The 25,849-nt window shown below is 47.2% G+C and carries 7 protein-coding genes; 1 reads left to right on the top strand and 6 read right to left on the bottom strand.

The features are described 5' to 3' along the window. The coding region (locus Xbud_RS13010; RefSeq protein WP_244589952.1) for a condensation domain-containing protein at positions 1-1,220 on the bottom strand (1,220 nt) is incomplete at its 3' end. 1,017 nt (positions 1,221-2,237) lie between these two features. Here Xbud_RS13010 and Xbud_RS13005 point away from each other — a divergent pair. After that, a complete protein-coding gene (locus tag Xbud_RS13005) occupies positions 2,238-9,830 on the top strand; it encodes a TcdA/TcdB pore-forming domain-containing protein (RefSeq protein ID WP_099136459.1) in 7,593 nt (2,530 codons plus the stop codon). A gap of 471 nt (positions 9,831-10,301) precedes the next feature. Here the strand turns inward: Xbud_RS13005 and Xbud_RS13000 are convergent, their stop codons facing one another. The 5 genes from Xbud_RS13000 to Xbud_RS12980 are packed head-to-tail and all read right to left on the bottom strand — an operon-like array spanning position 10,302 to position 25,841. Then, the gene (locus tag Xbud_RS13000) at positions 10,302-11,399 is read right to left on the bottom strand and encodes an ABC transporter permease (protein ID WP_099136458.1); all 1,098 of its coding nucleotides are present in this window, start codon (positions 11,397-11,399) and stop codon (positions 10,302-10,304) included. Next, the gene (locus Xbud_RS12995; RefSeq protein ID WP_209028465.1) at positions 11,392-12,339 is read right to left on the bottom strand and encodes an ABC transporter ATP-binding protein; all 948 of its coding nucleotides are present in this window, start codon (positions 12,337-12,339) and stop codon (positions 11,392-11,394) included. Before Xbud_RS12995 ends, Xbud_RS13000 begins: the two co-directional genes overlap by 8 nt. A gap of 10 nt (positions 12,340-12,349) precedes the next feature. After that, positions 12,350-13,936, bottom strand: coding sequence for a condensation domain-containing protein (locus tag Xbud_RS12990; RefSeq protein ID WP_099136457.1), 1,587 nt, complete (start codon positions 13,934-13,936; stop codon positions 12,350-12,352). Continuing rightward, entirely contained in the window at positions 13,933-18,942 is a 5,010-nt protein-coding gene (locus Xbud_RS12985; protein WP_244589950.1) for a type I polyketide synthase, read from the bottom strand. Before Xbud_RS12985 ends, Xbud_RS12990 begins: the two co-directional genes overlap by 4 nt. Positions 18,943-18,971: 29 nt before the next feature. Beyond that, positions 18,972-25,841 (bottom strand): non-ribosomal peptide synthetase, encoded by a 6,870-nt coding sequence (locus Xbud_RS12980; protein ID WP_169923070.1) that lies wholly within the window; start codon positions 25,839-25,841, stop codon positions 18,972-18,974. Positions 25,842-25,849: the final 8 nt, after the last annotated feature.

Genomic DNA, 25,849 nt, shown 5'->3' with positions numbered 1-25,849 from the left:
TCACTAAAATATTCCTGTCGATAATCTATCGTTATTTTTAGTTCCTGATCATATCCATAATCTTTCAATCGAAAGACGATAGGATAAATATTAAATACTCCATCTATATGATAATACTGATTTTCAGAAACTTCAGAGGCTGACTCAGAAAAGCGCTCATAAAAAATAGATATATTAGGCAAGGAGAGCCTGTGTTGATTAGCTATTCGGATAAGATGAGATCGGGGGAATCTACAGTGATAGTAACTATTTTTCAGCTCAGATTCTATCAATCTAATCTGTTCAATCACACTTGCTGTATTAGAAATGTGACAATGTACTGGATATATATTTGCGCTCATGCCAACAATATATTTTTCTGATTTTTTCTTTCTTCCATGTGTGATCGTGTTAAAAGTTAACCCTTGTTGCCCGGTAAGTTCAGACATCATCATAACGACCAGGCCTGAAAAAATAGAAAGCAAATTAGTCTGATATCTTTTACAAAAAAAACGCAAATCCTCTTTAATTGAAAGAGGTAATATTAACGTTCCATAACTACTTCCTGTGTTTGAGTAACAAGGCGTTAATTGGCGTATCTCTTTTTCTTTTAGAAAATTAATCCAATAATTTTTATCTTTTTCATAGTGAGTTTTATTTAGATATTCTCTTGCCTTGGCTATTGCAGCCAAATATTGTGGAATGTCTGATAACCATGCTATTGATGTTCCATCCTTAAGACATTTGTATAATTTATGGACATACTCATGAAGCCGGTAAAAACCGACACCATCAATCATAATATGGTGGATTTTAGTGAAAAAGTAATACTTTTCATCAGCCAGACGGATCAAGAAAACCTGGTATGGTGTTTCCTTTAAATAATCTATCGGAATTTCAATTTGTTGCCGCATCCAGAGTTTTGCTTCTTTTTCAGGTTCAGCCTGCATGGCAACATCATGAAATATAATTGATTCGGGTATACTCTGTTCTTCAATGTATTGTATCGCTTCATTATCTGAATTAACCGATATGCGCAAGCGCAACATATCAATATGTTGATGCAGCACATTCCACACTTTTTGCAAAAGGTCTATATCAACCTCTTTTTCTATAAAAGTATACCAACCGAGATTGTGTATTGGACTATTTTCATAAAGTGCCTGTTCGTAAAATACATCCTCCTGAGAAGGATGAAGACTATATAAATTCGAATTCAACGCACTTTCAGGTATTCTCATAATAAATTATACGAATGCATTCCGTTCGCAAGTCACTTGCACTCTATGACACAAACGAGTAGATTGCAGCTCTATACCCAACCTAAATCAATTCATGCTTTGGTATTCATGTAATCCACTATTAGAAACCTAACGCTTTTTCACCTATCCCGGCCTATATTATTATTTAATCTGGTAAGTCTCGTTATTATCTATCGTTGCATCACTACAGAGATTCTCGCAATCTTTCAGCATTCTCCTTTATACAAAAATAGTTGATATTTACCAGTGTTAATGGTTAACGCTCTCCATTACTGATGTGAGTTACTTTATATTTCAGTTACTCTGAATAACTATTTATACCCTTCATCTCTTATTTTAATTATAACCATGATTTATTACTCACTATTAAATCAGCACAGTTATTTATCTGTATAATTTTGATTGTCATTTAGATTCAAGTCCACATTATTTTTTATTTAATATAGGGTGTTTTTTAATTATTACGGAGAGAGAAATAAAACAAATTATACAGTTCATAAATTACATACTGACATTTGATTTATTATTCAGAAGGTATAACAGGCAGGTGAATACTGAGGGATGGTGTAATTTTCAATTAAGGAATAACTAAGATATCTATTTTAAAGAAGGGAATATTTAGTGAAGGTTTATTATTCTTGAGGTAATAAAGAATTAATTTTGGAGAAAAACTTATGCTCTCATGCCGCTATTCGAAAATGACGAAAATACAAAATGTTCCAAATAGCATACCGTCATATCGGAACTGGCAAGGGTCGTTATAAAGCCTTTGACGTCATATCCAGATAATAAAATAAACGAAAATAACTAGATAACAAACATCATCATTATAAATCCACCAATTGATTTATAGACGCAATTATTTGCTTAAATCGCAATTGCTAATAGTGATCATTACTGACAATAATTATCAACACAGTTAGATATCCTTAGATATTCTGACTAACTTCCGCGACGCAAAAAGCTTCGCTCAAAAACAGACAAAGGATTACTGTAATGGTTTATATGTCCAAAGACTTCAAAAAATTGCTCAATACTCTGATCGATCGACAGATCAAAGCGACGGGTCGTCAGACCGAATGGTTCAACATGGATGCCGACGAGCGTGCCGACTATATCAGACAGGTAAACGAACGGCTGCAAGAAATGCAGCAAAGTACCCTGAGTGTATTGGCAGCCCAGCATTTTCAGATGCAGGACAACCCTGTTTCTATCGACGACCAGTTGCAGACGCTACAGCAAAGACGGCAGCAGATGAACAGTAAACCTGACACGCCGGCGATCAAGGCCTACAAGCAGCAACTAGAGCGCGATATCCGGTTATACAGCCGCCAACAGACGTCCATGACGCATTTTGAAAGCACCTGGAACAAAGCGTTGACTATGCTCAGTTCCGGCAAGCCCCAGGATGCCAAAAACCTGAGTGAGGGCAAGGCGGACAAACAGGCCAAACTGAATGCCAAGATCCAGCTCCTGGAACAGCGACTAGCCACACAGGTGGCCGACTCCACGTTTACCCCAGAATACGTGGTGCTGTTTTCCGAGCTGCAAGCTTACAGGGACGTCAATGCCCGCTACAACGACTTACTCAAGGCATCCCCTACGAAAGAGGCTGCGGCTCTCGACGCGCTGACCAAGGTGCCCCAAGCCTCCGATGATCTGCCGGTAAATATTTCACTACTGATGATGGAAGAACGTCCTGGCTACATCCGCATGAACGTCGCTCTGGTCAATGCCAGCACCGATGGACGCTTCAAGGACTTCTTTCTGGAGAACGGTAGGTTGGTCGTGCCGACGAATGGGGTACTCAACTTCTCCTTCGGTACCGCAGCCCGCTCCCTGGCCTGGCAACAACAATACCGGCTCAAGAGTGAGCCGCCATCATTTCGCTCGCCGACTTATGCGCCAATTCGTTCAGTGCTGGTCAAAACTGCATTCGTCGAGAAGTACTTCTCCAACTATCTGGTTTCGGAAAGTACCTTGCGCGAAGGCTTCAAGGCGCAGTTGCTGGATAATGGCCGCAAGATGTTGCTGACCAACGTTGACCGCAAAGTGCCGAACCAGATTGGGATTCAGGTGTCTGGTCAAGCTTTGAATACCACTATCACCCGTGAGGTGCCATTGCCAAGAGCCTTGAGTGATCTGATCAACCAGAATGCTGATATCTCCAGCTTCCAGACTATCGACCTGGAGGGGTTTCGCCAGAACAGTCACCACCCGGATCGTGACGGGCTTTTCGTCAATATCCATGAGCTGGAACGCTCGGTTGGTTTTGCCGGGCGCCAGTATTTGCTGGAAATGCCACCGGGCAAAACCCCGAGCAAAACTCACTTGTCCGCAACGCCCTTTGTGGTGATGAGCGTTGATGGCGACAAGATCAGCAGTAGTCACTTGAGTAAGACACAGGCCGCCGAATTGTATCAATACAACGCCGCATTTTTCGAGAAGCTGGATCAATTGCGAGACGATGGTGCGAAAGCCAGTCGTTTGTTTGAAGGCAGCAGCGAACGCACAGCGTTCGAGCAGCAACTGGTGCGTTTGCTCGAACGCAACCATATCACCCCCGCAGGGGTGTTGGAATCGGAGTACACCTCTGACAGAATGCGCGATATCAAGGGCAATAACCTGAACAAGTCACTGTGGGAACAGGCGTTCGCCGCTTCGGTCTGGCAGAACGTCAATAATGACCCGCTGTTGTTCGGATTAGCGGCGAGCTTGGTGGAGAACCCGGCTATGGACAAGGTTCTGCAAAATGGCTATGTGCAAAGTGACATTGCCCAGGCCAAGAAGCTGTTGGCACCACTGTACGAACAGTGGCGTATTCAGGCTGTCGAAGAGGAAACCCAGCGGGTCGCCAGCGCCAATATAGCACAGCATCCAAGCAACCCGAAAATACAGGTTTTCGATCAGGCTGCGGTTGAGCGCTTGCTGGATAGCAAGTTGCTCACCCTGTTGTTGGCTGATCCCAAGGTTCTTGAGAGCAATGATATACAACTGTATCTGACGGTTGAAGAGGCGCGAGAGGCACTGTTGAGTAATGAGGGCAGGAGCCTGCGCAAACAGGTCTTGTTCCATGTTCTGCGTCCGGTAGCCGATAGCTTTTCCAAGCTTGCAGTCCCGGTAAATCCCCATGCTGAGTTGATGTCGGAAAAAGGTGACAACAAGGTCATAATCAATAACCGGCTGAATCAACCAGACCCATATCTGATCCTCAATACCGGCCCTGAGGAGCTGGCGTATCACGATGGTCCGTACCTGCTCAAGGACGATAAGTACCGCAGCTACAACCAGTTTCGGCCGGATCCCAATAATAAGGCTACACTCTACATGAATGACCTGGATACCCCGTTCGTAGGCGGGATTTCAGGGACCACCCAGACTGTCAGCAATGTCTTACCGGAATTGTTCGGTCGCACGTTGAGCGTTAAGGAGTACTGGCAGTTCCAGATGGCCAATGCGGCCTTCATGATCCGTAACGGCTATCACTCGTTCTTTGAAACCTTCTATGTCGCTGCGCGTTACGAACCGAAGAGTGCGGACAGTATCGGCAAGGACATGTTACAGATGTTCGACAACTACCGCGCTGAAAGCAAAGAGAAAGCGTTGCAGGGTGAATTGTATAAGGGAGTGATGGAACGAGTCTTGCCGATCATCAATCAGGGCTTGCCAGAGGCTAAGAAGTTCCATTCACCGCTTTTTACCCGCTCTGGTCCAATGCCGGCGCTACCGGAACAGGAGAAAGGTCGCTACCATCATGAATCAGAGAGCATTGCTCCGTTCGATGAAAAACCTGTCAGTAACTGGGAAAAGCCGGTAGTTGAGGTTCACCATGAGGGTGGAATGTCCCGCTTTGATGGTCAGCTGATTATTCAGCTTGAAAACGACCCTGTAGTAAGAGCAGCGGCAGCAAAATTGGCGGGAAAACACCCTGATTCGGTGCTAGTGCAGCTGGATGCCCGGGGTCAATACCAAATGGTTCATGGTGACCTGACTATCCTGAAGGATAAAGAAAAAATCCGCTGGCAACTGGTTGGTCATAGCCGCAATGGTGAGGATAAAATTAATCACCAGACGCTGGCCAAACGCACTCCGGAAGATCTGGCGTCACAACTCAGCCAGTTCTGTACAGACTCCGGCGTTAAAACGCCCCCTGAACATATCAGCATGGTGAGCTGTTCACTGGCTGGTGAGAACCAGCAGGAAAGCTATGCGCTAAAGTTTGCTCAGTCGCTTGACCAGCGTATTCGTCCACTTTCTGTTAAGGCTTATACCACTCAAATTACTGTCAGCCCTGAAGGCCGGAAACAATTCGTGGAAAACGGTAATAAAGTCACGCTTGCTTTTAATCCGGAGAATAGTGTATGGGAGAAAACAGTAACGCCAGGTAAATCAGTCCTTACAGGGGATATGGTTAACCCGCCACTGGGAAACAAAACGGCTCCGGTTCCAGACAATGTGCAGGTTGACATCCGGTTGCTGGAGATGCTTAACCGTGCAGAGGATTTTCAGCAGGCCACGGAGCAGCTGTACAGCAAAAACGCACTGTCCGCAGAAGAATGGCAGCCAGTACTGGGCAGCCTCAGGGAGAGTGAGTCCCAGCCGGGAAGTTATTCTTTACAGTTTATTAATACGGCACGGTCTGAGCTTTCTCCCCAGACATTCACAACGGATGACCAACGTATTATTGATTTTATTCATTCTTATGATAAAGATCTCGAGACTGTCAGCAAAACTCACGAGTATACCAAAGGGAAACTAACCCTGCGTACAGGTATCCCTGAAGTAGATGCTGTTCACGGACTGAATTCCGCCTTTATGATTAAGACGCTGATCCCTTGGTTTGCCGATAGAAACCGCACCACCGTAGCCAGTGATGGGGTGCCCAATACAATGCCCTCTACGTTAGAGACCGCACTGCGGGTGCACACTTATGTTAACCTGGCGCAGATGGCTCATGGTGTGTTGGAAGACAGCGCCAAACTCGCCAATTTGTACAGGGCGGTGACCAATGAAGGCCGGGAAGTGACCAGCAGCCTGTTTTCATCGCTGTCTCATGTCAGCATTGGTGTCGGAGCGGGTTTAAATATCATCAGTGTGGTACTGGACGGCATAGAACTGGCGCATGCACAGAATGAATCCCAGAAGGCGGTTTATGGTACTCAGCTGGCGTTTGACAGTGCTGGCCTGGTTACAACTGGCGTGGGTATTGGTGCCGGGATCTTCGGTGCCCCGATTGTTGCTGGCTTTGCCTCCTCGCTGGCAGTACCACTGGCTGGTTTGGGTATTGGTTTTACGGCTCTGGCCGAGGCGTTCGGCAAGGTAGCCAGTGATGCAGAGGCGGTAGGTAATTATTTTGCCGATCTGGACGCAGCTTATCGGCAGGGTGGATACCGGCAGACGGAAAAAGTGGCAAAAGATGGCAGCCGTTATGCGGTGATGGAGCCGATCCCCGGCGCCGTGATCCGTCAGCTCGATTTACGCCACGGTCACCTGACTTTTGACAGTCAGTATCTCTATCGCAACGACCCGACCTACTCATGGGGTTCGGGTAGGAGTAATTACTTTTTCTGGTGGTCCGGCAGAGCGGCTGATACTGATAAAGAGCATGCAATTAATATCCGCGAAGGCATCGGTCACAAACAGGCGCAGGTCAACTTCCATTTCCGTCCTAGAAGCAGCGATATACTGATCCTGCCAGTTACCATGAAGTCCTACATTAATTACGAATATATGACCCTGCCCTTCGTCACTGCCCGCAACGACCGCGGATTTGATGTTCTGCGACGACTGGAAGAAGACGGACGATTCGACTTTGATTTTTATGCTTTTCCCTCAGAGCGCGTGGTACGCCGTATAAAGCCGGAATTTGTTGCGACGCCGATTGACATCATTCTGGATGATGAAGACCGGGATATTGTCATTCCGCAGTTGCCGGAAGATGTTCACGGGTTCTTGTCCTATCAGCTGACTGGCGGGAAGGGCAAATACCGTATCAGCTTGCAGGAGGGGGTTTCTCTGTCCTTGCAGGGAAACATCAGTACCCACTGGATACTGGATGCCCGTCATATCGGCTCTCATGTTAACCCCAGTCTCAGCAAAAAAGATAACAGACAACTACTGCATATCGGCAGTATAAAGATAATCCTGCCTGAAGAGTCGGATAATATTTCCATCATGAGTAATGCAGGGATATTTTCTGTCGAGCAGAACAAAGAGAATCCATGGCAGATAACAGAGATCTCAACGGATGCTGACCAGTTTAACAACCTGCATGCGTTGCATGATCATCTCAGGCAGTTAAGCAATTCTGAACATCACAACAGGCCATATTTAGTGGTGGAACACTACCAGCACTCACCGCAAAGCCGTCCTGTCGGCCGTGCATTCTATGAGACCGGTCGTGATCGTATGATTTACACCAACGTCCCTGACGCAGCAGATTTTCTCAGCTATGCAGAGCTGGCGAAAGTTGAGGATAATAAGGCATGGTTTTACCGGGATGCCACGCTCTGGCAAGTGGATATTGTCAGTGGCGAAGTTCTGCGGCAGTATCTGCCGATAAAATTTCCGGGGAGTGATCAGGAGAAAATCAGCAGTCATGTGATGCAGGGCAATGACCAGCTCTGGTTTGTGGTGGAACAGCAGCTGGATGAAGGCCGTATCTCGTATACTTATCAGGTGGCAGAGGAAGCACTGAAACTGGTGGCAGTTGACGGGAATACGTCCATGCTGGCTGGCCTGAATAAAATCAGTGAAAAAAACTTCGTCTCCCTCGATTCCAGTGACGGTGAGTTTAATGGCCTTCTGACACCACTGGCGGAGAATCAGTGGTTCACCGGCGATCTCTGTGCGCCGGAACGTCAGGTTAAAGGCAGCCCGTCGGAGGTGATCAGCCTTTCTGGGCGAGTAGCTGGTGTGGATAGACATTACTGGTTACAAACTGATGGAAAGCAGTTGCAGCATGTGGTCAAAATGAACCGGATAAATCCGGATCAGGAGGATGCCGGCATCCTGGATGAGCTGAAAAAGAAAAATTCGGATCGGCTGGCCCTGACGGCTGATTTCACCCTTGTTTTCACCACAACCGGTGATAAACCGGGTTATTATTTTTACAGCCATCAGAGACATCGTCTTTATTTTCAGCGGGATAATGGCCTGTCCGGCACTCCGGCCAGCAAGGTAGCTGTTGATGATATCAGATCCGTATCCATAGCGAACAAGCAGTTGGTTGCACTTTCCAGTAGTGGCCTGTTGTGGCTGGCAGATGATCAGGGCAGTATCCGTCTGATCGGGGTGACGGCAGACTGGTTTCAGCAATTTGACCAGAAGGATAAGACAACCGCACTGACAGCCAAACTGAGTCAGCTGGCGCAGGATAATCCAGATCGGTTCAGCACCCTGCTGCTGCTAGGGTTGCAGGATAGCAATGGAAAACCAATCAGTGCCTGGTATGACAGTACGGCAGGTCGGGTGGTGCAGGGCGGAGTTGGTCTCATTACAGAACACACTCTGACCTATCTGGGTTTAGCGGAGGATGGCAGTCAGGCATGGATTTTTGACACCGATAACCATCAGTTATATCGTCAGCCACTGTCGGCGGAGTCTGACCTTAAGTTGAGTGAAAAGCGGGTGCTCTCTGAGGAACCTGCCGCAGCGGAACTCTGGCTCCCCAGCCATCAATACCGTAGTGCAGTTCGTCAGGGCAATGCACTCCGGCTGGAAACCCCGGACGGCGCGGTCTTACTGCTGTCAGCTGATGCCAAGATGACAGACCGCCCGGTGCTGATTGCCTGGCATATTCAGGGTCGCCCGGACAGTCAAATTGCCTCAGCCATTGTGGCGCTCAGGAATGAAGTTGAATTACCGCAAGCCGTTAGACTGTTTTCTGAGCGTGGTTATCCTGCTTGGTATCTGCCGAAGGAAGGTAAAACACTTTGTTCCAGCATACTTAACTCGGATCATGTTCTGCATTACTTGGGTCAGGTTGCCGGGCAGGAGGCCAGTTATATCCATGACCAGACTACCGGAGAATTGTGGCAAGTCAGCGAAGGAAAGTCCGCCCCAGTGGGGAATTACCGTTTTGTTAACCGAACACCGGAGAGTCTGGTGTTACAGGTGGGTCAGGTTCCTTTGGATGAAAAAATCCGTCTGCCGCAACTGGCAGGCATCGATCGACTGGTCATCACCGGACATTCAAAAGAATCGTATTACTGGCTTTCCCCCTCCGAGGCGCTGACTCACTATCGGCATATCACGATAGATGACCGGGGTCAGGGTTCAGTCATCCGGTTTTCTGATACCTGCATAGCCAACCTGTCACTCTGGCGCAGTGACCAAAATCTAGTGCTGCTTCATCAGGCATCAGAAGACACCAATATATACATTGTCAATATTGAACAGGCGGCTAAACGCGATATGAAGCTTGAAAGCACCGGAACTCTGACGCTGAAGAGGACGAAGATAATTGACTTACTGGGAAGAATGGCCGAACTGACGAAATTAAACCCCGATGTCAGCCGTTTCGAGCTGGTATCAGAGGAAGGTAAACTCAGGATAAAACCAGCTGAGCGTATAGAGAAGCCAGAGTAGTTTTCATCTATTCCGGCGCATTCAGTACTTATACCCCGGTGTAGCGCTCTACCGCAGTTGCGATAGAACTGGAGTTGGTGAAAAAGGCTCCAGGGCGCAGTGTTAAGCAACTGGTCGATCTAATTGACCAGTTGCCCAATGTTGATCATTTCAAACTCATCCTCCAATTCATCATAAGCCTGCTTCACTTCTGGATTTTGCAAAAACTGATAACTGATGACATGGATGGCCTATTGGCCTGATGAGAAACCTAACATAAAAAATGGCTCTTTGAAGCCGAACACTTTTTAAGGTTCATCAGGCGCGAAACTCATCAAGGCGCGGGCATCCTTGCCTATAGTGACCATAGATTTATAGATGGATAAAGACTAATCTGAATAACAGCAATGGATTATCTGAATTTAAAAAATAAGCGGCCGCCAAAGCAGCCACTTATTTTTAAGTAATACCTACAAACCTGATACCATCCAATTAATACCAGCGAAAAATTCGCATTCCTAATATAAAGGCGATAATCCCAATCACAATTAACGCAATTGAAGCGGGCACAACTTGTAATAGATCCCCACCTTCAATAAATACCTTGCGCATATTATCTGCCAGAATAGTTAACGGCAGGTATTCAACGATACTCACCATCCATTGTGGAAAGTGTTTGTAACTGAAAAAGATCCCTGATACCAAAACCTGTACCAGAATCGAAACTTCCAGCAATCCATTCGCCGTCTGGGCTTTGCGCGCGCGGGATGCTACCAAAACCGCTACACCGGAGAAACAGATGTTTCCCGTGAACAGTAAAAGCAAAAAGGCGTAAAACGATCCCTGTATTTCTATGTCGAAGTAAATTTCGGCAAACAGGTAAATCATCAATATTTCAGCGAAGTTAATGATCAGACAGGCCAGAATGTGTGCCATCAGAAATGTGGATTTACGCATCGGTGTGATGCACATCTGACGTGTTACCCGTGCAATGCGTTTCTCTGCCAGTGCCCAACCGACCGCGATCAGACAGGTTTCCATAATTGCCATCGCCAACAATCCCGGCACCAGGAAATCCAGATAACGTAACCCCGGTGTTTCCAGTATGAAGAGGTTTTCGTCTGCCTGTTTTCCCTCCTGTTGATTGAGCAGGTAGTAAGTCAACAGTGCATTACTGTCCTGCGGATCAAGGTAGTGAACCCGCTTGCCTTCTGCATTCTGTTCAATAAACATCTGGATATCACCACGTTTCAACCCCAGAACTACAGCATCGTGATCAGAATAATATTTAATGCGATATTTCACCTTCACCAATTTATCACGTTTGATTTCATCCTGATTGATAATGCCGGAGATAATGTGCTCATGTGCTGCAAGCTGCTCTCCCCATTGTTTGATCTTATGCTGTTCCCCAATTTCTGTAGGCAGGACGATACCGATATCCCTTTCCGGGATATCCTGAGATGAGAATGAAACGCCTAATAACCAAACCAGCAACAGCGGAAAACCAAATGACCAGAACAGTATTTCCGGTTCACGGAGATATTGCCGGAATTGGGTTTTCATCAGATTGACCAGTGCACTATTCATGGAATCTTCTCCCTGCCAGAATCATGAACAAATCATCTAATGTTTTTTTCCTGACCATAAACTCATTGATATCTGCATTGACTTTTTTAGCAAACTCAAAAAGATAGGCTACAAAACTGGCAGAGTCGTTAATCATCATACGAACCTTGTGTTTTTTCTCATCGTACTCATAACTTAGTACCTGGCCGTGTTGACTCAGTACCTGCAAACGTTCAGGAAATTGGGTGCTCAGTTCAATCAGGTCGCCGTTACAGTGTTTTTTCAACAATTCATCCATACTGCCCTGTGCAATGATTTCCCCCTTGTTCATGATACAAATGCGATCACATAAGTATTCAGCCTCTTCCATATAATGGGTTGTCAGAATCATTGTTGACTGTTTTTCCCGGTTAAGTTTACGCAGAATATCCCATGTATCATGGCGGAAACGCGGATCAAGCCCGGTCGTAGGCTCATCCAATATCAGGATTTCCGGCTCATTCATAATGGCGACACCCAGTGCCAGTCGCTGACGCTGTCCCCCCGATAAACCCTCCACATAGGTTTTGTGTTTTTCCGTCAACTCAACCAACTCCATAACATCTTGTACCCGTTTACGTGAACAGCCATAGAAACTACCGAACAGAGTCAGAACTTCTTCCACTTTCAGTTTATTGATGAACAATGTTTCCTGTAAGACACCACTAAGACGTTGACGCAAGTAATGTGCGTCATGCTGCCAGGTTTTTCCCAATACCTGTACAGAGCCTGAATCCGGTTTTTTCAGGCCTTCCAGTATCTCAACCAGTGTCGTTTTCCCCGCACCATTCGGGCCAAGCAGGCCAATAAACTCCCCACGATACACATCCAGAGAAATACCTTTCAGTGCTTGATAATCTTTGAAGTGTTTCTTGACTTGGTTAAACTCAATCACTTTCTCTTCTTGATTCTGAATACCCATTCTCTGTATCTCATATGGTGATAAATTGGGAAAGGGAGGATAGTTTCGCTTTCAGCAACCCGGTAAAACGTGTGATCCCGTCTTGATTGAAACAGCAACAATTGATTTGCATAATTGGTTTCCCATCTTCAGAGAGTGTGACGTAAATATTGATGGAATCATTTTCCCATCGAGTGGATATTGATTGACTGGATAAGGTTTGTTGTTCACGATGTTCACTTTTCCAATAGCCACTCAGACGCAATCCACCCGGTTTGTTATCAGCTACCGTAGATTTGAACGCATCCTGCAATATATTGATGTTAATCGTTGGTTGCGAAATTTCCACACTGTGTTTGTTTCGGCGGATGATGGACTGCGGCGGTCTCGGCTCCATAAACAGAAAATCAGCCAGAAAGCTCGGGTAAAGTTGAGCACGCCGGAATATTTTGCTATAGAACCAGCTACCTGTTCGGATTGCCAGAGAATACAGCCGGGGACTGTTGTGCCAACGCTGCTTAGCCATAACACCAACAGGCAGGCTCCACGGGCATTCCATATGATCATAGGCACACAAAATATTTTCCCTGACCTGTTCCAGCAAGGCGACCGTTGCCGCCCCCTGTTCTGCTGCTTTAGTTGTGATCCTGTCCATGTTGATAGGCACTGGCATGATACGCAACATGGGTGCCATCAGCGTCTCACTTCCGGGTTGGTCCCGGCCTTCCAGCACCGAATTGAGTGAGAAACGTGACTGCCCTGTCATTTCATGAACAACCTCACCAATCAATGTCAGAAAGACCATCTGTAACGTTGCTTTGTGCCGTTTCGCCAGAACGTCCAGCAATGCGTAGCTATCATCGGGAAATGGCAGATAGAACTCATGATCGATAAAGTTCTCCTGATTAAGATCACTGGCGGGAAAACGTGCATAGGAATATCCCATCAAATGACGCCGCCAGAAAACCAGATCCTGCTGCCCCTGACGTTGATAGATCTCCCGCTCATAGCGTACCCATTCATCAATCTGCATCTGATCCGCCATGCTTTTAGCTAGGCTTAACGGATTTTTCTTCCCCTGACACCTTTGTGCATAAAACCACCATAGTTGTTGTTCAAACAGGTACATGGCTCCTCCATCTGCCACAATGTGAGGAAAACATAAAAACAGCAGATGCTTTGATTCCTCCAGCCGGAAAAGCTGCGCCCGTAGATGAGGTGGCGATTTCAGGTCAAATGGTGTATTCAGGAATTGCCGGGCATTTTTGATAATGAACTGCTCCTGCTCATCGGCATCATACCCTGACAGATCTTGTAGGGGTAAGTCGAACTCCCGGACATGGCAAGTCCGCTGCATCGGCGCATAATCCAGAATTTCCGTACGCAGGGAGATATGCGACTGAATCAGGTTATTGATGGCTTGTTCCAGCAAGTTTATCCGCAAGTCCCCTTCAATCAAAATACCTACCTGATTGTTGGCTGTATCCCCAAGTGCAGTGGATACAAACCAGAAACAGAGCTGAGAATACCCCAACGGGAACCAATTTCCTTTCCCTTTATTTTTTCCAGAATGATGCGCAGTCAGAGCTGTCTCGCGCTTCTGAGTATAGGCGGTCATTTCCTTCCCTCCGGGTTATCTGTCAGATTTTCCGTTTTCTGCCTGTTGCGCAGATTGACCTGTTCAGCTAATTGCTCAATGGTGGAGTGTTCATAAATAAAACCTACGGGAAACGTTACTTGCAGCCGTTGTTTAATTTTTGCGATGATCTGCACCGCCATGAGCGAGTGACCATGGAGTTCAAAGAAATCATCAAATACGCCCAATGGGCCAATACCCATTTTTTCCTGCCAGATATCAGCAATAATCTCTTCTGTCTGGTTACGCGGCGGTTGATAATCGACACTCAATACCGGGCGGGGATACAATTTCTGTTCATCTGTTTTCTGGGTAGCGGTCTTCTGTGTGGAAGCTGCGTCACTTTGCCATGAGCTTGTCTTCGCCCCATTTGGATCTTGCCCTGACGCAGTATTTTCTTCTGATCCGTGGTCAATATCCGGCAGCGGTAAGCCACGGGTAGAAATAGCATAAACACTGTCACCATGGGCCAATAGTGACTCCAGTAATTGGCAACCTTCTTCCGGCAGGATACCGTGTTTAATACTTTCCTGTTCCTCATCATCCTGATACCACTGGCGCAAGCTATCCACCGCCATTCCAACTTCACGCCATGAATCCCAGCCAATGGCAAGGTAACGGGTATGGTTTTTACTGCCTGAGTTTTTCTTGCTTGAGTTTTTATTGACTGAATAGTGTTGATGACGTGACAAGGCATAAGCATCTTCAAAAGCATTCGCTGCACAATAAGCAACTTGCCCCATTGATCCCACGGTAGATGCCAACGATGAACACAGGACGAAGAAGTCCAGTGGTTGACGTTTAAACCAGTTATCCAATACTTGTGTTCCCACCACTTTTGATTGGAAAACCTGAAGCGAGTCTTCGAGTCTGCGGTTTTGAATCAGTCCGCCGTCCGCAATACCGGCACAGTGGAAAATACCGTTGATCTGTCCATGCTGGAGTACAACATCTGTTAGCGCTTTACCGACTCTGGCCGCATCCGCTAAATCGGCTGCAATGACAGAAACAGAAGCCCCCATCTGTTGTAACTGTTGCAATAAACGGATATGACGTGACCGTTTATTGTCGGCATCATGATTTTCCAGCCAGTCTGACCACTCATTTTTAGGTGGCAATTCACTGCGGCTAATGAAAATTAAATGAGGCTGATAACGGCTCGCCAGATGCGTGGCTATCGTGGCGCCAATGCCACCAAATCCCCCAGTGATCAGGTAGTTGCCTCCCTGTCTGAATAATGGCGGTGACGCAACCGGCTGTGTGACGGTTTCAATCAACGGGACATAACGATGTCTGCCACGGAGTGCGACGATATTGTCTTGTTCGTTCTGTTGCTCTGTATTCTGCTTTTCCGATTGCCCGAGGATCTCCGTCAGCAATGTTGACATCATCGTGTTGGCCGGAATGGGATTGAGTAAAGGCAGTGACCATCGGGTAGCGGGCAATGCAATATCAATACTCTTACACTGTACCTGCTCAAACTCTTTTGGGATCACGCGACAAGGGCCAATAAGCAACGCCTTAGCAGGATCATTACAATCATGTTCAGTAATGGCATGCAGTCGGTTAGAGAGAATGTTTATTCTTAATGGGCTAATTTTTAAGACATCTGTTTTTAAAACATCTGCTTGCAGTCCATCCTTTGTTTCCATTCCATCGGTTGAGAAGCTATCCGATGAAACGTTATCCACCGCAAATTGCCGGGCAATATGCAGTAAGGATTCATAATTTGTGAAAGCTGTTTTCAATGCAATGGAGGGCGAACGAGTTATCGACCAGGCATGAATAATGTTATTCACCCGCACTTTCTGCTGCTTAAGCAAATCTGCCAGAGCCTGATAGTCTTCACTGTGCTGCGGATTAATCGTTACCTGACGGGAAGTGGTATCAGTATGGAAATGCTTGCCCTGTATCACCCGCCAGACTTCACCCCCCAATTGTGTCAGTGCAGTCGTTAACCGCTTTCCTATCCCGGCCCGATCCATAAAAATCAGGAAAACCTGACCGTTCAAACTGACATGATCCAGCATTGGTACGGTCATCTGTTTCCAGCGAACCTGATGGCTCCACTGTTCCAGTGGTAATCGTCCATTATCTGGTACAAATTGGCTGGAATGAAGATGGTTGTGATATGAATCATCACCAACCAATGTATCCAGACTGTAACGCTGATGCTGGAATACGTATCCGGGCAGAGGGAGGCGATGACGATTCTGTTGCCGATAAAACGCAGCCCAATCTACAGATATCCCCTGCTGCCACAACTGCCCCAATATATTCAGCAAATGCTGCCGATCCTGAATATCTTGTTTGATCCCACGTGTACTGCTGAGCACTCGTTGATATGCCGATATCCCCGTACTCTGTATTTTTGCCAGTCCGGCCAAAGTACTGCCCGGTCCGACTTCTAATAAGACCGGTGTTTTTGGCGATGAGGCTTTTTGAGACTGAACTTTTGCAGACGCCATTTGTTGGGACAACAAGCACGCAATACCTTGACTGAATGAAACCGGCTCACGTAACTGACGAACCCAATAATCCGGAGATGTTGCCTGTTCAGCGGTGATCCATGTTCCTGTTACACAAGAGATAAATGGCAATCTGGGCGCTGATAACGATATGCCATCAAATGACTGCCTGAACGGTTCCAGACAACCATCCATCATGGCACTGTGGAAAGCATGGGAAGTATGCAGCGCTTTTACTTCGATGCTATTTTCAGTTTCTTCCGCAAGACGGCCTTCCAGCGCTAATATGGCGTCTGTTTCGCCGGATACGACACAAAGCTCAGGAGCATTATAAGCTGACAGTGTTACGCCTTCGCTGAGATAGCCCTGTAATGTTTTCGCATCAAGTCCCACCGCCAACATTTTACCGGCAGGCATCTGGTTCATTAATCCTGCCCGCCTGACCACAATCTTCAATGCATCCTCTAAGGTAAATACGCCAGCAAGGCAAGCGGCTACATATTCACCTATACTGTGACCGATACAGGCTGTCGGGCGGAGCCCCCATTCCATCAGCAACTGGCTCAAAGCATATTCAACGACGAACAGAGCGGGTTGGGTATAGCGAGTTTGATACAGAACCGATGTTTCATCACGCTGAGTGGAGTCGAAGATCAGCGTACGGATATCTCGTCCCAGTAAGGGAAGCAGGATCACCGCACATTTATCAACGGTTGTTTTAAATTGTGGCTCCTGCTCATAGTATCCCTTCATCATGCCGGAATACTGAGCCCCTTGCCCACTGAACATAAAGACAACTGATGAGGAAACTGTACGTACTGTATTTTCCTGTACCACATTTTCCTGTGCTGTCTGGGATAAATAATTGTCCAGCGCCGCAATGGCGCTTTTGTGATCATGGCATACCAGACTATGTCGGTAATCCATTTCGTGACGTCCGATATGCAGGGTGTACGCGATATCAGCCAACAGCAATTGAGGCGATTTTTCCAGCCACTGACGAAATTTCAGCATATTTGCCCGTAATGCTGCCGGAGTTTTGGCTGAGAAACAGAGTAGCTGCTGCGAATGAGCAGGGCCTGATGAGGGAACACAGGGTGCCTCCTGTAAAATCATGTGGGCATTGGTTCCTCCGATGCCGAAGGAGCTCACCCCTGCGCGACGAACACTCTGACTCTGCCATTCCTCTCCTTCTGTTGGAATATAAAATCTTGAGCCTGTCAGATTAATTTCCGGATTCAAGCGGGTAAAGTTGACCGCGGGTGGCAGGTAGCGATGTGTCAGCATCTGTGCAACTTTCATGACTCCCGTTACACCCGCAGCAGAATCTACGTGCCCCAGATTGGCCTTCACAGAAGCGACTGCACAACGTATCCGGTCGGTTAACGGCTCTCCGACTAATTGCTCTTGAGATAGTTGCTCCTGAGATAATCGTTCCTGAACTCTGACAGCCTGTTGATCATAAGCATTAAGCAGAGCTTTCATCTCCATAGGATCACCAAGATGAGTGGCTGTGCCATGTGCTTCTATATAACTGATACTCTCTGCCGGAACATCTGCCGCCAATAATGCGCGCTGAAGTACCGCAGTCTGGCCTGCCACTGAAGGCGCGGTAAAACCGATTTTCTCCGCCCCATCGTTATTTACCGCAGAGCCTTTGATAATCGCATAAATATGATCGCCGCTGTCCAGTGCATCCTGTAACCGTTTAAGCACCAGAATCCCGACACCATCACCACCCAATGTACCGGACGCTTCCGCATCGAAAGTACGACAATGTCCATCATGGGATAGAATGCCACTACCATCAAAGTGATAACCGCTGTGGGATGGAAAACCGATATGAACACCGCCACCTAGCGCGATGTCACATTCTCCCGCCAGCAAAGACTGACAGGCATAGTGCAAGGCCACCATTGAACTTGAACAGGCAGAGCCGATAGTAAAACTCGGCCCCCGCAGGTTAAGTTTATAAGACACCCGTGTCGAAAGCAGGTCGTTATTATTGCCAAATAACAACACGTCCGACAAAAAGCGCCGCATTACAGTGGGGTAATTCAACAAATAGTGCAGTAAATAGCTGCTGCCGGAACTGCTGGCATATACACCGATTACCCCGTGGAATTTCTCCGGTGTATAGCCGGCATTTTCCAATGCCAGCCATGCGGTTTCCAGAAACAGACGCTGCTGTGGATCAATAGCCTGCGCTTCCCGTGGCGAATATCCAAAAAATTCCGCATCAAAATCTTCCGGATGGTCTAATACTGAAGCATTGCGAATGAAGTCGGCTCGCGAACGAGCCTCCATTGATATTCCTTCTGCATCCAGTTCAGCATCACTCAGCGGCCTGATGGATTCAACGCCGGCAGCGATATTCTGCCAGAATTGTTCAATATCATTAGCACCGGCAAATTGCCCGGCCATACCAATAATGGCAATTTCAAAACCATGCATTGATTCCATTGGTTGTGTCATCTGAGAGTGATCCACCTGAACTTTATTAACTTCGGTGTTATTCATAATCCGCTATTCCTCTTCCCGTTTGCCCGCTATTCCTTTGCCTGTTTCTGCTGCATTTTTTTCTGCATTTCAGCCAGACGTTGACGACCATCAGCGATATTGCTCTGACTCACCTCGTTATTTTTCTGTCCTGTGTTCATGGCTGATGACGATAGACTGTGCTCATCCTGTTCACGCCCGCCGTTGATAAACTGAGCAAGCTGGTGAATAGTGGAGTAATTCAGCAAATCGATAATGGACAGGCGGTTATAACCCAACGCATGCAGTTTCAGATGGACACGAGCCAGTAGCAGTGAATCGCCACCCAGATCGAAAAAGTTTTCATCACAATCAGGGAATTCCATATCCAGAACTTCGGCCCAGACTTGCTGAATGGCCTGTACAGTCGGATCGGATGATAATTCCCATTGTGTGTTTTCTTCTTCCGTAGCCTCCGTAGTAACAGCTGCTGTAGTCGTGGCATTTGTAGTCGCTATATCTGTAGTAGCAAAATCTATAGTAGCAATAGTTGTCGCAGTAAGCGGAGTTTCCCCATTATTCGAGACATCATGGTGCGGCAGCCGCGCAATATCGATCTTGCCGTTGTCATTCAGTGGCAGAGAAGACAGTGCCCTAAAATAGGCCGGGATCATGTAGCGTGGTAATCTTTCCGCCAGATAACTGCGCAATTCCATCGTATTCAGTGTTTGTCCGGCACGAAGAACAACATAAGCAGCGATCCGTTTGCCCCGGTTTTCCTCAATCACACGAACAACAGCACGTTCAACATCAGGATGTTTACACAACACGGCTTCAATTTCGCCGGTCTCCACCCGATAGCCTCTGATTTTGTTCTGGTTATCAATGCGTCCCAGATATTCAATATCGCCATTAGGAAGATAACGCCCACGGTCTCCGGTTTTATACAGCCGGGCGGAAAGGGATTTATCGAACGGGTTTTCAATAAACAGGTCTTGATAAAGACTTTCCTGATTCAGATATGTCATTGCCAGACCATCGCCGCCAATGTACAACTCACCCGCTGTGCCAATAGGTACTGGTTGATGGAAGGTATCAAGAATATAGACCAGATTGCCTTCATTCGGTTTGCCGATTGGTACACTGTTACCTTCTGTGGCACGGTAACAATGGCTGGTGGTGAAAGTGGTATTTTCTGTCGGGCCGTAGCCATTGATCAGAAGCAGCTCAGGGTAGCGCTCCTTAATACGGGCTGCATGCCATGATGACATCGCCTCCCCACCGGAAATAAGTTGTTTTACTGTTTGCAGTGTTTGTGGCCGCTCATCAACAATCAGATTAAACAATGAAGATGTCAGGAACAGACTTTCCACTCCCGACTCCTTAATGATTTTTTCCAACAGGAGTACAGAAATGGCACCCTGCGGGTAGATCACTATAGAACCGCCATTCAGCAACGGTCCCCAGATTTCCCATGTTGAGGCATCAAAACTGACAGATGCCAATTGCAGGCAACGACCAAAGGTTTGGAAGTCAATATAACTGACATCTTTGACCAGACGAATAATGCCTTTCTGCCCGATCAATGCCCCTTTAGGTTTACCGGTAGAACCTGATGTATACATGACATAGGCCGGTAAATTGGCTTGGTTTTCGGCGTGATGGCTGAGATTGTCCGGCAGATCGGTGACCGGCATCTGTGCCAATGCGGACTGCTCTTCATCCAGCCACAAAATAGGGGGAAGATGAGGTGAAATCGAAGGCAACAACCTGTCTGTTATCCGCCTGTCAATAATCAGCAGATCACATTGTGTATCTTCGATCTGCTCAATCAGACGGATATCGGGATCTTCGGTATTAAGTGGCAGGTAAACCGCGCCGAGTTTTACCAGCGCCAGCATCGAAATAACCAACTCGATACTGCGTCCCAGTAACAGAGCAACATACTGCCCCTGTTTTACCCCTTTTTGTGCCAGTAAATGGGCCAGTTGGTTGGATTGTTGGTGTAACTCCAGATAACTGAGTTGCCGATCTCCGTATTCAACCGCGCATGCTGAAGGAGTACGGGCAGCCTGTTCAGCAAACAACGCTGCCAGTGTTTCTTGCCCTTGATAGCCCGGCGCTCCCTGATTGAAACTTTCAATCTTCCGTTGTTGGATTATCGGCAGGAAGTGGCTGGCACAGTGCAGTGCCTGTGGATCTGCCACCATAGCAGCAAATACAGCGGCATAGCATTCAGCCATGTTCGCCGCTAATCCACGGCTGATTTTATTTTCGTCATAATCAAGCTGGACAGAGATTTGATCACTCGCCAAAGCAGACGAGAGAGTCAGATGCTGAAAATGTACATCTAATGTAAAGTGAGTGCCCTCATAAACATCCTGAGTATGCAGCCTGTCCACAACCTCCAACCCTACTTCCGGCACCATCTGATCGTAAATATGGAAATCAATATAATTAAACAGGACTTCATCCAACAACGGTTGCTGACCGAATTGACGCTGAATTTCCGCTAGCGGGTAACGACGATAAGGGATCGCTTCAATTTCGTTAGCAAAGACTTGTCGGATCAGTTCATGCCAGGAAACGGGTGTCAAAATCTGGCGGAACGGCAGGATATTAAGGAACAGGCCATACAGGTGATCGCCGCCCTGAGCTTCCGGGCGACCATTGGCAGTGATCCCTGTCAGGATGTCATGCTCTCCGCTGAAAATACTCATCACTTTGATATGTCCGGTCAGCAGGATACTTTTCAGCGGCACACCCAGTTGTTGCATCAGGTGGCGCAATCCCTGATAGACAGTACTGTCCAGTATCAGCGAAAAGGATTTCAATTTCGGACTGGTTGCAGATGCGACAACATCATTAATCCCGTCCGTATGCTGTTTACGGGGTAATTCAAGGATAGTGCAATCATCCAGTTTCTGAGCCCAGTAATCTTTTTGTTTCTCATCAGCAATGGCCGCTTGTTCCAGTGCAATAAAATCACGGTATTCCAGCGATTTTTTATCCGGTGCCTGCCAGCTGGCTTGTCCTGTTAACGTGGCATAGCGATTGAACACTTCCACGATCATGGTGTTATAACTCCAGCCATCAAAGACCGGGTGACATTCGGTCATCGTAAACTGGAATGAGTTATCCGTACGTAATTGAATGAAGAAACGCAACAGTGTCGGATTCAGCAGATCAAATGGATTGACCCGTTCCGCTTCCAGTAACGCTTTTGCCCGCTCATCCTGCTCTTCTTCTGACAAATGACGCAAATCTTCAACAACAATGGGCAATTCAGCAAACTGATAAACTAACTGAAGAGGTTCGCTGTAATTTTCCATATCGAACGCAGTGCGCAGTACATCATGAGCCGCCACGGTCTGAGCTGTCGCCTCTATGAATGCCTTCTCATCAAACCGTCCATTCACGCGCAGATGGGAAGTTCCGGTACAGTGATACACATTGGCATCAGGAGACATGTTCATGTGATAGAACATACCGGCCTGCATCCGGCTGAGCGGATAGGCATCAATGATTTTTTCCCGGTTTTCCCCTAAACGCTGGCGATCTTTCTCTGAAATCTGACTGAACGGAGCAATTCTCTGTACCGGCTGTTGATGTTCTTTATTCGGTTCATTCGCCCCGCGTTCATCAATCAGGGCTGCCAGTTCTGCTATAGTCTGGTGCTGGAACAGATCCACCAGCGTCAAGGGCCAGCCACGATTCTGGGCTTTACCGGTCAATTGCACACCACGCAGAGAGTCACCCCCTAAGGCAAAAAAGTTATCGTGAATACCAATCTGGGATACTGGCAATGTTTCCTGCCATAACATCAGCAATTCTGTCTCTGTTTCATTGCGTGCTTCCTGATATTCACTGGCTAGCTGCGGCCGTACTTGCTGCGGTGCAGGTAACGCCTTACGATCAATCTTGCCATTACTGGTCAATGGCAGAGCATCAAGGAAAATAAAGGCCGATGGCAACATATAGTCCGGCAGTGTCCGTTTTAACTCAGCTCTTATTGTTTCAACTGATAACGTTTCAGCGGACGATATAGGACTTGAGTGAGAAGCCGGTACGATATAAGCCACCAGATGAGAAGCCTGATTACCTTCATATTGGTGAGCCATCACGACAGCCTGTTCTATGACGTCAATGCGTTTCAGGGCTGTTTCAATTTCGCCCAGTTCAATACGGAATCCGCGGATCTTCACCTGATGATCGGCACGTCCAAGGTATTCCAGAGAACCATCGCGCCGTAAACGGGCCAAATCCCCACTCCGGTATAACCGCTGTCCGGCCTCCGCCTGTGGGAAAATCTGCCGTTTGTCGATAAAACGTTGTGCTGTGAGTTCAGGACGGTTCAGATAGCCCCGTGCCACACCCGCTCCACCGACGTACATTTCTCCCACTGCGCCCAACAGGGACAATTTGCCCTGTTTATCCAGCAGGAAAATTTCCAGATCATCCAGCGCTTCACCAATCGGGCTTTTGCCGCCTTGCAAGGCATCAGCCTGCCTAATTCTGCGGTAAGTCACATGCACTGTGGTTTCGGTGATACCGTACATGTTGATGATTTCAGGCTTTTCATCCCCGTGTTTTTTGAACCAGCCCAGTAAATTAGCCGGCTCCAGCGCTTCACCGCCCAAAATCACATAGCGCAGTGACAACGAAGGTTCCATTTCGTTCTTTTTCGCTTCACTCAACTGATCATCTGCCGTAATAAAGAGCAGGAAAGCAGACGGTGTCTGATTCAACACCGTGACTTTTTCTTGTTGTACCCATTGATAGAAGTGCCCCGGTGTACGGCTGACCCAATAAGGCACTATGCTCAGACGACCCCCGTACAATAGCGCCCCCCATATTTCCCATACGGAGAAATCAAAAGCACAGGAGTGGAAAAGTGTCCAGACATCATTTTCTGTAAATGTAAAATGGCGTTCACTGGCACTGAACAACCGCATGACATTGGCATGGGATATTTCCACCCCTTTCGGGACACCAGTAGAGCCTGAGGTATAAATGACATAAGCCAGTGCATCCGGTTGATAAGGCATATCAGGGTTAGCCAGAGACATGGTCTGGATAAAGGTTTTTTCCGTGTCGATGCAGAGATAGTCCACTTTTTCGTGGTCAAACAGGGTTCGGTATTGGGGGATACCAATCACCAACTGAACATTGGCATCTTCAACGTAGAAACGCACCCGTTCCGGCGCGTGGCTGCCATCAATCGGCAAATAGGCCAGTCCGGCTTTCAGTACAGCCAGAATAGCCACCAGCATCTCCTCATCACGCTCCAGACAAAGACCAACCCGCGGTGTAAGCTCTGTGGTTGCTTCTATTTGCCGTCTGATTTGCAGAATATAATGTGCCAGTTGGTTGGCACGCTGATTAAGCTGTTCATAAGTCAGCATCCGGCCATGATCAGCACTCAGGGCAATAGCCTGCGGACGACGCAATACCTGTTGTTCAAACGCCTGATGCAGAGTCTGTGTCACCGGATGATGACTCAGTTGGCGCGGCCATTCATGCAGAAGCCAATGTTTTTCAGCCTCATTGATACACTGATAATCCGTCAGCGCGGTTTGGGCGTTCCGGGCGATTTCCTGCAACAGGAAGTGGAAATTCGTCTCAAATTGCCTGATGGTCGCTTCATCGAACAGATCACTGCTATATTCAAACGCACCCTGCAATTGTTCTGCGCCATCGGCCGTTGACACTTTTTCCATGGATAAGGTCAAATCGAATTTGGCGTAATCGCCTAATAAAGTGAATGGCGTCGCTTTCATTCCATCAAACTGCCATCCGGCAGAGTCAGAACCATCGAAAGCGAACATCACCTGAAATAACGGGGAGTAGCTCAGGTCACGTTTGGGATTGATCGCTTCCACCAGTTGTTCAAAACTCACCTGTTGATGCGACAGACTGTCAAGGACCGTATCAAAAACCTGCTGCTGCAATTCGGCAAACGTGGCGTGGGGCTCCAGTTCAATCCGGTAAGCCAGCGTATTCACAAAGAAACCGACAACGCCTTCCAGTTCCAGTTGTCCACGTCCTGAGACCGGAGAACCCACAACCAGATCGGTTTGACCGCTATAACGATAAAGTAACAGGTAAAACGCACTTAACAGGGTGGAGAATAGCGTCTTATTCTGTTGTTGGGCCTGTTGTGCCAAGGCGTTAGTCAATTCAGCCGATAAAGTGAAGCAGTGAGTTTTACCCCGCAGGCTCAAACGATTAGGGCGTGGGTAATCAAAAGGCAGAGCGATGGGTTCAACACCGGACAGTTTTTCTTTCCACCATGCCAGCGATGTATCAAATTCAGTATTTTCATGCTGTTGGTGCTGCCATTCCGAGTAATCAATGTACTGAATAGGTAACGGCGGCAGTTCAGGGACATTGCCCTGCCGACGGGCGTTATAACACGCGGTCAGTTCACGACTGATAATACCGGCAGACCAGCCATCAGAAATAATATGGTGTAGTACCATCACCAGATAATGGCAATCTTCTCCGTGTTTATCTCCACAACGATACAGGGTAAAACGCAACAAAGGAGCCTGTTGTAAATTAAATGGCTGCTGGTTATCCCGCTGTAAGCGTTGCTTTTGCTGTTCTTCACTCAGCATGGACAAATCAACCGTTACCAGCGGTAAAGAGATCGATTCATGACAACGCTGATAAAGCGTGCCATCTTGATAAACAAAATCTGTACGGAAAGACTCATGCCTGTCCACCATATCGCTGATAGCCTGCTGAAGTGCCGGTATATCCAATTTCCCCTCAAGCACCAGCGCAGTCGTAATGTGATAAATAGCCGATTGTTGTTCGAGTTGTTCATGCAACCACAAACGTTTTTGCGCTAGGGATGCCTTAAATTGAAATGTATTTTCCTGCATAAAACCTCCGGCAAAATACCCTTCACTTTGCAGGTGTCGGGCATATTTCATTGTTATCG

It is taken from the genome of Xenorhabdus budapestensis, assembly GCF_002632465.1.
In the GTDB taxonomy this organism is placed as follows: Bacteria; Pseudomonadota; Gammaproteobacteria; order Enterobacterales; family Enterobacteriaceae; genus Xenorhabdus; species Xenorhabdus budapestensis.
This window is presented reverse-complemented; position numbering and strand designations above follow the sequence as displayed.